Origin of the sequence: Bacillus sp. SJZ110, from assembly GCF_006715455.1 — a bacterium.
GTDB classification, from domain to species: domain Bacteria; phylum Bacillota; class Bacilli; order Bacillales; family Bacillaceae; genus Bacillus; species Bacillus subtilis.
In genome coordinates this window covers 101,730-115,014 of the sequence record NZ_VFNF01000001.1, presented here as the reverse complement: position 1 = coordinate 115,014, position 13,285 = coordinate 101,730, and the positions used below count along the sequence as shown (strand labels likewise).

At 50.1% G+C, this 13,285-nt stretch carries 7 protein-coding genes; all 7 read left to right on the top strand.

Annotated elements, in window-relative coordinates; genetic code table 11:
- Nucleotides 1–10: 10 nt before the first annotated feature.
- The 7 genes from besA (at nt 11) to FB592_RS00530 (ending at nt 13,075) form a co-directional block, all read left to right on the top strand.
- The gene (besA, locus tag FB592_RS00560) at nt 11–880 is read left to right on the top strand and encodes a ferri-bacillibactin esterase BesA (RefSeq protein ID WP_103803735.1); all 870 of its coding nucleotides are present in this window, start codon (nt 11–13) and stop codon (nt 878–880) included.
- Between the two features lie 192 nt (nt 881–1,072).
- Nucleotides 1,073–1,858, top strand: a complete 786-nt coding sequence (locus tag FB592_RS00555) for a 2,3-dihydro-2,3-dihydroxybenzoate dehydrogenase (protein WP_041850621.1) — start codon at nt 1,073–1,075, stop codon at nt 1,856–1,858.
- 25 nt (nt 1,859–1,883) lie between these two features.
- Nucleotides 1,884–3,080, top strand: a complete 1,197-nt coding sequence (gene dhbC / locus FB592_RS00550) for an isochorismate synthase DhbC (RefSeq protein ID WP_041850575.1) — start codon at nt 1,884–1,886, stop codon at nt 3,078–3,080.
- Between the two features lie 28 nt (nt 3,081–3,108).
- Nucleotides 3,109–4,728, top strand: coding sequence for a (2,3-dihydroxybenzoyl)adenylate synthase (locus FB592_RS00545; RefSeq protein ID WP_043940187.1), 1,620 nt, complete (start codon nt 3,109–3,111; stop codon nt 4,726–4,728).
- Nucleotides 4,729–4,755: 27 nt separating this feature from the next.
- A complete protein-coding gene (locus FB592_RS00540) occupies nt 4,756–5,694 on the top strand; it encodes an isochorismatase (protein WP_041850577.1) in 939 nt (312 codons plus the stop codon).
- Nucleotides 5,695–5,713: 19 nt separating this feature from the next.
- The gene (gene dhbF / locus FB592_RS00535; protein WP_103803734.1) at nt 5,714–12,850 is read left to right on the top strand and encodes a non-ribosomal peptide synthetase DhbF; all 7,137 of its coding nucleotides are present in this window, start codon (nt 5,714–5,716) and stop codon (nt 12,848–12,850) included.
- Nucleotides 12,851–12,865: 15 nt separating this feature from the next.
- Nucleotides 12,866–13,075, top strand: coding sequence for an MbtH family protein (locus tag FB592_RS00530; protein WP_003228753.1), 210 nt, complete (start codon nt 12,866–12,868; stop codon nt 13,073–13,075).
- Nucleotides 13,076–13,285 lie beyond the last annotated feature (210 nt).

Sequence of the window (13,285 nt, the reverse complement as noted above, 5' to 3'; positions counted from 1 at the left end):
GTCGTACTGCATGAAAGAGCAAACAACAGACCGGACAAATGGCGGGACATCAAACGTATTTACGATTCCTGGTACGGAAGTGCGTATGATGTCTTCACGCAATGAAAACCGTACCTATCACATTTTTATCTCGAAACCTAGTACGCCGCCGCCACCCGCTGGTTATCCTGTGATTTATCTGCTGGATGCCAATTCTGTCTTCGGAACGATGACGGAAGCCGTTCGAATACAGGGACGCCGACCCGAAAAAACCGGGGTGATCCCTGCAGTGATCGTCGGCATTGGCTATGAGACAGCGGAGCCGTTCTCTTCAGCACGCCACCGGGATTTTACAATGCCAACAGCCCAATCGAAGCTGCCGGAAAGGCCCGACGGCAGAGAATGGCCGGAGCATGGCGGAGCGGAGGGCTTTTTCAGATTTATTGAAGAGGATTTAAAACCGGAGATAGAACGAGATTACCAGATTGATAAAAAAAGACAAACAATCTTTGGCCATTCGCTCGGAGGGCTTTTCGTGCTGCAGGTGTTGCTAACAAAGCCCGATGCGTTTCAAACGTATATCGCGGGAAGTCCGTCCATTCATTGGAATAAACCATTTATTCTCGAGAAAGCGGACCATTTCGCCTCCCTCACCAAGAAAAACAATCAGCCTATCAATATCCTGCTTGCCGCAGGGGAATTGGAGCAGCATCATAAAAGCCGGATGAACGACAATGCGAGGGAGCTTTATAAGCGGCTGGCCGTTTTATCTGAACAAGGCATACGGGCAGAATTTTGCGAGTTTTCAGGAGAAGGACATATTTCAGTTCTTCCTGTTTTGGTCAGCCGGGCGCTGCGTTTTGCGCTTCACCCTGACGGACCGCATCTATCAATGGGCTGAGACATACTCAGCCTTGCCTTTAAAAAGATATTTGTCACTGAAATTATATTTGACTGTCACATGACATTTGGATATGATTATTTTTATAATTGATAATGATAATCATTATCAATGGATTGCGTTTTTCAAGGCGCAGCAGTCTTTTTCGCTGGATGTCTGTCCGGCATTGGAGCGAAGAAAGGAATTGATGATATGAATGCAAAGGGTTTAGAGGGAAAAATTGCTTTTATAACAGGGGCTGCCCAAGGAATAGGCGAAGCTGTTGCGCGGACGCTTGCCAGTCAAGGCGCACATATTGCGGCAGTTGATTATAATCCTGAAAAGCTGGAAAAGGTTGTGAGCAGCCTCAAAGCAGAAGGCCGCCATGCAGAAGCTTTTCCTGCGGATGTGAGAGACAGCGCGGCGATTGACGAGATCACGGCGCGCATCGAACGTGAAATGGGGCCGATTGATATTTTAGTGAATGTAGCGGGTGTCCTTCGCCCGGGACTGATCCATTCGCTTAGCGATGAGGAATGGGAGGCGACGTTCTCAGTGAATTCGACTGGCGTATTTAACGCCTCGCGTTCAGTCAGCAAATATATGATGGACCGAAGATCGGGTTCGATTGTAACAGTCGGATCGAATGCTGCCGGTGTACCAAGAACATCTATGGCGGCATATGCGTCTTCAAAGGCTGCGGCTGTGATGTTTACGAAATGCCTTGGCCTTGAGCTTGCAGAATACAATATTCGCTGCAACATTGTATCTCCCGGATCAACGGAAACAGACATGCAGTGGTCATTATGGGCCGACGAGAATGGAGCGGAGCAAGTCATAAAAGGATCACTTGAGACATTTAAAACAGGGATTCCGCTCAAAAAACTAGCCAAGCCTTCGGATATTGCGGATGCGGTGCTCTTTTTGGTTTCTGGCCAGGCAGGGCATATTACGATGCATAATTTATGCGTAGATGGCGGCGCGACCTTAGGCGTGTAACTGAATTTAAAGGAGGTTCATGAGAATGTTGGATCAAAACGTTATAACAGAAACAAAAGCGGAGCATTTGCTTCATGAATATCAGCCGGGCGCCTTTTTCTTAGCGTCTCCTCATCGTGTACTGTTAGCGAAAGGCATATGTGAAATCGTACCGGAGGCAGACGGGCAAAACCAAATGGAAACCCTTTCTGGCCGAATTGCAGAGGCGTTACGTCAGGCAAAACAATCAGGGCAAAGCCGGCCGCTTGTTGTCGGGGCCGTTCCTTTTGATCAAGTAAAAGCAGCGCGGCTCGTTGTACCTGAAGAAGTGCGCTGGTCAGGACCGCTTCAATTTGATCATGAGGAAAAGGAACAGCAGGCTGGGCATACATACCACATAAAGCCTGTTCCTGAACCTGAGGATTATAAAAATGGTGTTGAACAAGGGCTGACACGCATTGCCGATGGAACACTCAGCAAAATCGTCCTGTCCAGATCGCTGCATTTGACATCGCCTGAACCGATTCAGACGGATGAATTGCTTCGCCATCTGGCTCAGCATAACTCGCATGGCTACACGTTTGCCGCAGACGTGTCCAGTCAGGAGGAAACGTCTCCCCGCCGAACATTGCTCGGAGCAAGTCCGGAGCTTCTCGTTTCAAGGATGGGAACACAGGTCGTTTCCAACCCATTAGCCGGCTCAAGGCCGCGCAGTAATGATCCTGTTGAAGACCAGCGCCGGGCAGCTGAATTGCTTTCTTCCGCAAAGGATCTTCATGAGCACGCGGTTGTCGCTGACGCGGTTGCGGCAGCGCTGAGACCTTTCTGCCGGACGCTGGAGGTTCCGGAGAAGCCTTCACTGATCAAAACGGAAACGATGTGGCACCTGTCCAGCGTGATTAAGGGAGAGCTTTCCGACCCGTCTGTAACCGCACTTGAATTGGCGGCGGCTCTCCACCCGACGCCAGCAGTCTGCGGAACACCGACTGATCTTGCAAGAGAAGCGATTCACAGCATTGAACCATTTGACCGCGGTTTCTTTACCGGCATGGTCGGATGGTGTGACGATGCCGGTGACGGAGAATGGATCGTGACCATCCGTTGTGCAGAAGCAGAAGAACGCTCACTCCGCCTGTATGCTGGAGCTGGTGTTGTGGCCGGTTCAAAGCCCGAGGACGAGCTTCAGGAGACGTCCGCAAAGTTTCGGACAATGCTGCGGGCAATGGGCGTGGATCACATATGAACAGAATGAATTGCTGGAGGGATGCAACATGCTGAAAGGATTTACTCCTTGGCCTGATGAGTTAGCTGAGACCTATCGAAAGAATGGCTGCTGGGCCGGCGAGACGTTTGGAGATTTGTTAAGAGACCGGGCAGCCAAATATGGCGACCGCATTGCGATTACATGCGGGAACACCCATTGGAGCTATCAAGAGCTTGACACAAGGGTTGATCGTTTGGCTGCCGGATTTCAGAAGCTCGGCATTCAACAGATGGATCGTGTCGTGGTGCAGCTGCCAAATATCAAAGAGTTTTTTGAAGTTATTTTCGCGCTATTCCGTCTGGGGGCGCTTCCAGTCTTCGCACTGCCTTCTCATCGAAGCAGTGAAATTACATATTTTTGCGAGTTTGCTGAAGCGGCTGCATATATCATTCCCGACGCTTATTCCGGTTTTGACTACCGTACGCTTGCCAGACAAGTTCAAAGCAAGCTGCCGACTTTGAAACACGTCATTGTCGCAGGTGAGGCAGAGGAATTTTTGCCGCTGGAGGATTTGCATACAGAACCTGTAAAACTGCCTGAAGTCAAATCTTCGGATGTGGCGTTCCTCCAGCTTTCTGGCGGGAGCACCGGGCTATCGAAACTGATTCCGAGGACCCACGATGACTACATATACAGCCTGAAGCGGAGTGTGGAGGTCTGCTGGCTCGACCACAGCACGGTGTACTTGGCCGCGCTGCCGATGGCACACAATTATCCGCTGAGCTCACCTGGCGTTCTCGGCGTATTATACGCTGGAGGAAGAGTGGTATTATCTCCTTCTCCAAGTCCAGATGACGCATTTCCTTTAATTGAACGGGAAAAGGTCACGATAACCGCTCTTGTTCCGCCTCTTGCGATGGTATGGATGGATGCGGCATCCTCACGCCGTGATGATTTATCCAGCCTTCAAGTGCTGCAGGTCGGCGGTGCCAAGTTTAGTGCTGAAGCCGCGCGCAGGGTAAAAGCTGTTTTCGGCTGCACGCTGCAGCAGGTGTTCGGAATGGCAGAGGGTCTCGTCAATTATACGAGATTGGATGATCCTGAGGAGATCATTGTCAACACCCAAGGAAAACCGATGTCTCCATATGATGAAGTGCGTGTTTGGGATGATCATGATCGCGACGTAAAACCTGGTGAAACAGGCCATCTGCTGACGCGGGGACCGTATACAATTCGCGGTTACTATAAGGCAGAAGAGCATAACGCCGCTTCATTTACTGAGGACGGTTTTTACCGTACGGGTGATATCGTCAGGCTGACACGAGACGGTTATATTGTCGTTGAAGGCCGGGCGAAGGATCAAATTAACCGTGGAGGAGAAAAGGTTGCGGCTGAAGAGGTAGAAAATCATCTGCTGGCGCATCCGGCTGTCCATGATGCAGCAATGGTCTCCATGCCTGATCAATTTCTTGGCGAAAGATCTTGTGTGTTCATTATTCCCCGGGATGAAGCCCCAAAAGCCGCAGAGCTTAAAGCATTTTTGAGAGAGCGCGGACTGGCGGCATATAAAATCCCTGACCGAGTTGAATTTGTCGAATCCTTTCCGCAGACAGGGGTAGGAAAGGTAAGCAAAAAGGCTCTTCGTGAAGCCATTTCCGAGAAACTTCTTGCAGGGTCAAAAAAATAAATCAACAATTTGAGAGGAAGTGTTCATATGGCTATACCTGCCATTCAGCCGTATCAAATGCCGACAGCGTCTGATATGCCGCAAAACAAAGTCTCATGGGTGCCTGATCCAAATCGGGCGGTCCTATTAATACACGATATGCAAAACTATTTTGTCGATGCTTTCACAGCGGGAGCGTCTCCGGTAACAGAGCTTTCAGCGAATATACGAAAGCTGAAGAATCAATGTGTTCATTTTGGGATTCCTGTTGTCTATACCGCACAGCCGGGAAGCCAAAATCCGGATGACCGTGCGCTGCTGACAGACTTTTGGGGCCCGGGATTAAACAGCGGTCCTTATGAGGAGAAAATTATAACCGAGCTGGCACCGGAGGATGATGATCTTGTGCTGACAAAATGGAGATACAGCGCGTTTAAGAGAACGAATCTGCTTGAAATGATGCGCAAAGAGGGACGCGATCAGCTGATCATTACAGGAATTTACGCCCATATCGGCTGTCTTGTTACAGCATGTGAAGCATTTATGGAGGATATTAAAGCCTTTTTTGTGGGAGATGCAGTTGCTGATTTTTCATTAGAAAAACATCAAATGGCGCTGGACTATGCGGCTGGACGCTGTGCGTTTACCGTGATGACTGACAGTCTTCTTGATCAGCTGCAGAATGCGCCGGCAGACGTTCAAAAAACGTCAGCAAACACTGGCAAAAAGAATGTGTTTACATGTGAGAATATCCGTAAACAAATTGCTGAGCTTCTACAAGAAACATCGGAAGACATCACAGATCAAGAGGATTTGCTCGATCGTGGTCTTGATTCGGTAAGGATCATGACATTGGTGGAACAATGGCGCCGTGAAGGGGCAGAGGTGACTTTCGTGGAATTGGCTGAACGCCCAACGATCGAAGAATGGCAAAAATTGCTCACAACCCGCAGCCAGCAAGTGCTGCCAAACGCGGATTATTTATAAAAGGAGGGTAAACAAACGGATGCCTGATACAAAAGATCTTCAATATTCTTTGACCGGGGCGCAAACTGGCATATGGTTTGCTCAGCAGCTTGATCCGGACAATCCAATCTACAATACAGCGGAATATATAGAAATCAATGGACCAATCAATATTGCTCTTTTTGAAGAAGCTTTGCGGCACGTGACCAAGGAAGCGGAATCGCTGCATGTCCGCTTCGGTGAAAATATGGACGGGCCTTGGCAGATGATAAACCCGTCTCCGGATGTACAGCTGCACGTCATTGACGTCAGCTCTGAGCCTGATCCGGAAAAAACAGCATTAAACTGGATGAAAGCTGATTTAGCAAAGCCGGTTGATTTAGGGTATGACCCTTTGTTCAATGAAGCTCTGTTTATTGCCGGGCCTGATCGTTTCTTTTGGTATCAGCGCATTCACCATATAGCGATCGACGGCTTCGGTTTTTCCCTGATAGCCCAGCGTGTGGCAAGTACATATACTGCGCTTATAAAAGGACAAACAGCTAAAAGCCGTTCCTTTGGGTCTCTCAAGGCCATTTTGGAGGAGGATACAGATTATCGCGGATCAGAGCAGTATGAGATGGATCGTCAATTCTGGCTGGACCGTTTTGCAGATGCACCTGAAGTTGTGAGCTTGGCTGATCGGGCGCCAAGAACATCTAACAGTTTTCTTCGTCATACTGCATATCTGCCTCCGTCTGATGTAAACGCGTTAAAAGAAGCGTCGCGCTATTTCTCAGGAAGCTGGCATGAAGTCATGATTGCGGTGTCAGCTGTTTATGTGCACCGTATGACCGGCTCTGAGGATGTTGTGCTCGGCCTGCCCATGATGGGTCGGATAGGGTCCGCGTCACTGAATGTACCGGCTATGGTGATGAACCTTCTCCCGCTCCGGCTGACGGTAAGCTCTTCGATGAGCTTTTCTGAACTGATTCAGCAAATTTCCCGGGAAATCCGCAGCATTCGGCGACATCATAAGTATCGCCATGAAGAGCTTCGGCGCGATCTGAAATTGATAGGAGAAAATCATAGATTATTTGGCCCTCAAATCAATCTTATGCCGTTTGATTACGGTCTCGACTTTGCCGGCGCCCGGGGCACAACGCATAATCTTTCAGCCGGTCCTGTTGATGATCTATCAATCAATGTATATGACAGAACAGACGGCAGCGGGCTGCGAATTGATGTTGATGCGAATCCCGAGGTATACAGTGAGTCTGATATTAAGCTTCATCAGCAGCGTATCCTGCAGCTGCTGCAAACGGCTTCTGCCGGAGAGGACATGCTGATTGGGCAAATGGAGCTTCTGTTGCCAGAGGAGAAAGAAAAAGTCATTTCTAAATGGAATGAGACAGCAAAATCCGAGAAGCTGGTCAGCCTTCAGGACATGTTCGAAAAGCAGGCAGTTCTTACGCCAGAACGTATCGCTCTCATGTGTGATGACATTCAAGTCAACTATCGAAAGCTCAATGAAGAGGCAAACCGCCTCGCGCGTCTGTTGATCGAAAAAGGGATTGGTCCGGAGCAGTTTGTCGCTTTGGCGCTGCCGCGTTCCCCTGAGATGGTGGCCTCAATGCTTGGTGTGCTCAAGACTGGTGCGGCGTATCTCCCCCTTGATCCGGAGTTTCCAGCCGACCGCATTTCTTACATGCTGGAGGATGCGAAACCTTCATGCATCATAACGACTGAGGAAATAGCAGCCAGTCTGCCTGATAACCTGGCTGTACCGGAGCTTGTGCTTGATCAGGCTGTTACACAGGAGATTATAAAACGCTATTCGCCGGAAAATCCGGATGTATCGGTTTCTCTTGACCATCCCGCGTATATCATCTATACCTCAGGATCAACAGGAAGACCGAAGGGAGTCGTTGTGACACAGAAAAGCTTAAGCAATTTTCTGCTGTCCATGCAGGAGGCATTTTCTCTAGGAGAAGAAGACAGGCTGTTGGCTGTGACGACTGTCGCTTTTGATATTTCAGCATTGGAGTTATATCTTCCGCTGATTAGCGGAGCGCAAATTGTGATCGCAAAGAAAGAAACGATCCGTGAGCCGCAGGCATTAGCTCAAATGATTGAAAATTTCGATATTAACATCATGCAGGCGACACCGACACTGTGGCACGCTTTGGTAACGAGTGAACCTGAGAAACTTCGGGGGCTTAGAGTGCTTGTAGGAGGCGAGGCGCTGCCGAGCGGTCTTTTGCAGGCGCTTCAAGACCTTCATTGTTCAGTCACGAACTTATACGGTCCCACTGAAACAACGATTTGGTCTGCAGCAGCTTTTCTTGAAGAAGGGCTGCAGGGCGTTCCTCCGATTGGGAAACCGATTTGGAACACGCAGGTGTATGTGCTTGATAATGGATTGCAGCCGGTGCCGCCGGGCGTTGTCGGAGAGCTTTATATTGCAGGCACCGGCTTGGCCAGAGGTTATTTCCATCGCCCTGATTTAACGGCGGAGCGCTTCGTTGCAGATCCATACGGACCGCCGGGAACTAGGATGTATCGGACCGGAGACCAGGCCCGCTGGCGTGCCGATGGGTCTTTGGATTATATCGGGCGGGCGGATCATCAAATCAAAATTCGCGGATTCCGAATTGAACTTGGAGAAATTGATGCCGTGCTTGCCAATCATCCGCACATTGAACAGGCCTCGGTTGTCGTACGGGAAGATCAGCCGGGAGACAAACGATTGGCGGCTTATGTAGTCGCTGATGGTGCTATTGATACTGCAGAGCTTCGTCGTTATATGGGGGCTAGTCTTCCTGATTATATGGTACCGGCGGCGTTTGTGGAGATGGACGAGCTGCCATTAACACCTAATGGCAAGCTTGACCGGAAAGCACTGCCGGCACCAGACTTCAGCACATCTGTCAGTGATCGGTCCCCGCGGACTCCTCAGGAAGAGATATTGTGTGACTTGTTTGCAGAGGTTCTCGGTTTGGCACGCGTCGGTATCGATGACAGTTTCTTCGAGCTTGGGGGCCATTCTCTTCTTGCAGCCCGTCTGATGAGCCGCATTCGCGAGGTAATGGGAGCCGAACTTGGTATCGCCAAGCTCTTTGACGAACCGACAGTAGCCGGACTCGCTGCCCATCTTGATTTGGCGCAGAGTGCACGTCCCGCTTTGCAGAGAGCTGAGCGGCCTGAAAAGATCCCGCTATCATTTGCCCAGCGCCGGCTATGGTTCCTGCATTGTCTGGAAGGACCGAGTCCTACTTATAATATTCCGGTTGCTGTCCGTTTGTCAGGTGAGTTGGATCAAGGATTGCTGAAAGCGGCACTTTATGACCTCGTCTGCCGTCATGAAAGCCTTCGGACGATCTTCCCTGAATCACAGGGGACATCCTATCAGCATATTTTAGATGCCGATCAAGCCCATCCTGAGTTACATGTTACTGAAATTGCTGAGAAGGAGCTTTCTGATCGGCTTGCCGAAGCTGTACGCTACAGCTTTGATCTTGCAGCTGAACCTGCTTTTCGTGCCGAGCTTTTTGTGATCGGTCCTGACGAGTACGTGCTGCTTCTTCTCGTCCATCATATTGTCGGAGACGGCTGGTCCTTAACACCGCTGACCCGAGACCTTGGGACGGCTTATGCGGCTCGCTGCCACGGACGACCTCCCGAATGGGCGCCTCTTGCTGTGCAGTATGCAGACTATGCGCTCTGGCAGCAAGAACTGCTTGGAAATGAGGATAATCCAAACAGCTTGATTGCCGGTCAGCTTGCTTTCTGGAAAGAAACCTTGAAAAACCTGCCTGATCAGCTTGAACTGCCAACCGATTATTCACGTCCGGCTGAGCCGAGTCATGATGGAGATACGATTCATTTTCGTATTGAGCCCGAGTTTCACAAGCGATTGCAGGAGCTGGCTCGCACAAATAGGGTGAGCCTGTTTATGGTGCTTCAATCCGGTCTCGCCGCTTTATTGACAAGGCTCGGGGCGGGCACCGACATTCCGATCGGCAGTCCGATCGCGGGACGGAATGATGATGCGCTGGGCGATCTTGTAGGGCTGTTTATTAATACATTGGTGCTCAGAACTGATACGTCCGGTGACCCAAGCTTTCGTGAGCTTCTAGACAGAGTACGGAAAGTGAATCTGGCCGCCTATGACAATCAGGATCTGCCGTTTGAGAGACTTGTAGAGGTGCTCAATCCGGCTCGTTCGCGTGCGACGCATCCTTTATTCCAAATCATGCTTGCGTTCCAAAACACACCGGACGCTGAACTGCATCTTCCTGATATGGAGAGCAGCCTGCGAATCAACAGTGTCGGTTCTGCCAAGTTTGATTTGACGCTGGAAATCAGTGAAGATCGCCTTGCTGACGGGACACCAAACGGGATGGAAGGACTGCTTGAATACAGCACTGATCTTTTCAAGCGGGAAACTGCTCAGGCTCTTGCTGACCGATTGATGCGCCTGTTGGAGGCTGCCGAGTCTGATCCTGACGAGCAAATCGGAAATCTGGATATTCTTGCACCAGAGGAACGCAGCAGCATGGTGACTGATTGGCAAAGTGTATCTGAAAAGATTCCGCCCGCATGTTTGCCAGAGCAATTTGAGAAGCAGGCTGCTTTACGTCCTGATGCCATTGCCGTTGTATATGAAAATCAGGAACTGAGCTATGCAGAGCTGAATGAAAGAGCAAACCGGCTTGCCCGAATGCTGATTAGTGAAGGTGTCGGGCCGGAGCAATTTGTGGCATTGGCACTGCCCCGATCGTTGGAAATGGCTGTCGGCCTATTGGCGGTGCTAAAGGCCGGGGCAGCTTATCTCCCTCTTGATCCGGATTATCCGGCTGATCGAATTGCTTTTATGCTAAAAGATGCCCAGCCTGCGTTTATCATGACGAACACTAAAGCAGCAGATCACATTCCGCCAGTTGAAAACGTGCCGAAAATCGTGCTGGATGATCCCGAGCTGGCAGAGAAACTAAACACGTACCCTGCAGAGAATCCAAAAAATAAGGACAGGACTCAGCCGCTTTCGCCTTTGAATACGGCGTATGTCATTTATACATCCGGCTCAACAGGTGTTCCAAAAGGTGTAATGATTCCTCACCAAAATGTAACACGTTTATTTGCAGCGACTGAGCACTGGTTCCGTTTCAGCTCAGACGATATCTGGACCATGTTCCATTCCTATGCGTTTGATTTTTCGGTGTGGGAGATCTGGGGTCCTCTGCTGCATGGCGGACGTCTTGTGATCGTACCTCACCACGTCAGCAGATCGCCAGAAGCGTTTTTGCGCCTGCTTGTCAAAGAGGGGGTGACTGTTCTGAACCAGACACCGTCTGCTTTCTATCAGTTTATGCAGGCGGAACGGGAACAGCCGGATCTCGGACAGGCACTCAGTCTGCGCTATGTCATTTTTGGCGGAGAAGCGCTTGAACTCAGCCGTTTAGAGGATTGGTACAACCGCCACCCTGAAAATAGACCGCAGCTTATCAATATGTATGGGATTACAGAAACGACGGTGCATGTGAGCTATATCGAATTAGACCGAAGCATGGCAGCTTTACGGGCAAACAGCTTGATCGGCTGCGGCATTCCCGATCTTGGTGTATACGTGCTGGATGAACGCCTGCAGCCGGTTCCGCCGGGTGTTGCCGGAGAGCTGTATGTATCAGGAGCGGGGTTAGCACGAGGTTATCTAGGCCGGCCTGGTTTAACATCTGAACGCTTCATAGCTGATCCGTTCGGTCCTCCAGGCACCCGGATGTACCGCACTGGGGATGTGGCCCGCCTCCGCGCTGACGGTTCTCTCGACTATGTCGGCCGTGCAGACCATCAAGTGAAAATTCGGGGATTCCGGATTGAATTGGGAGAAATTGAAGCCGCGCTTGTTCAGCATCCGCAGCTTGAAGATGCGGCAGTGATCGTTCGTGAGGATCAGCCGGGAGATAAACGGTTAGCAGCTTATGTCATCCCTTCGGAAGAAACATTTGATACGGCGGAACTGCGCAAATATGCTGCGGAGAGACTGCCGGATTACATGGTGCCTGCTGCCTTTGTGACGATGAAAGAATTGCCGCTGACACCGAATGGAAAGCTTGATCGTAAAGCACTGCCCGCTCCGGATTTCGCAGCGGCAGTGACAGGACGAGGACCGAGAACGCCGCAGGAAGAAATTCTCTGTGACCTCTTTATGGAGGTGCTTCACTTGCCGCGTGTCGGCATTGATGACCGTTTCTTTGATTTAGGCGGACATTCCTTGCTTGCTGTACAGCTCATGAGCCGCATTCGTGAAGCGCTCGGCGTTGAACTCAGCATCGGCAACTTGTTCGAAGCACCTACTGTAGCCGGGCTCGCTGAAAGACTTGAAATGGGATCAAGCCAAAGCGCTCTTGACGTTCTGCTGCCGCTCCGAACAAGCGGAGACAAGCCTCCTTTATTCTGTGTTCATCCGGCAGGGGGGCTCAGCTGGTGTTATGCCGGTTTGATGACCAATATAGGAACAGATTATCCGATCTACGGCTTGCAGGCACGGGGAATCGGGCAGCGCGAGGAGCTTCCGAAACAACTTGATGACATGGCTGCCGATTACATTAAACAAATCCGAACGGTCCAGCCAAAAGGCCCGTACCATCTGCTGGGCTGGTCCCTGGGCGGGAATGTCGTTCAAGCGATGGCTACCCAGCTGCAAAATCAAGGAGAAGAAGTATCCCTGTTGGTGATGCTGGACGCCTATCCGAACCACTTCCTTCCTATAAAAGAGGCACCGGATGATGAGGAAGCGCTTATTGCCCTTCTGGCGTTAGGCGGGTATGATCCAGACAGCTTAGGGGAAAAACCGCTAGATTTTGAAGCGGCGATTGAGATTCTTCGCCGTGACGGCAGTGCGCTTGCGAGCCTGGATGAAACGGTCATTTTAAATTTGAAGAATACGTATGTCAATTCTGTCGGCATTTTAGGTTCCTATAAGCCGAAAACCTTCCGTGGAAATGTTTTGTTTTTCAGATCAACAATCATTCCTGAATGGTTTGACCCGATTGAACCTGACTCGTGGAAGCCTTATATTAACGGACAGATTGAACAAATCGACATCGACTGCCGTCATAAAGATTTATGTCAGCCGGAACCTCTGGCTCAAATCGGCAAGGTTCTCGCTGTCAAATTGGAAGAGTTGAATAAATAAGGGAGGAGAAATAGAGTGGCAAATCCTTTTGAAAATGCGGATGGCACGTATTTGGTGCTGATCAATGAAGAAGGCCAATATTCCCTATGGCCCGGTTTTATAGATGTGCCGAGCGGCTGGACAGTCGTTCATGAGCAAAAAGGGCGTGAAGCTTGTTTGGACTATATCCAATCGCATTGGAGCGATATGAGGCCAAACAGCCTAAAGACTGTTGAAAATGTGTAATCGTATCAAAAAGAGACTGCTCGCCGCAGTCTCTTCAGCGTGTCGATAAACCCTCGCATTCGTTGTCAAGTCTGCGCGTTGGTGCTCACGAATTAGAACATTCGCTCCGCTCCAATGCTCATCTTTCCTAGAGTTCAAGGGTTTTCAATCACGCTGAAAACATGACAAAATCCTAAAGCTTTTAAAACGCTTTAGGATTTTGTCAACAAA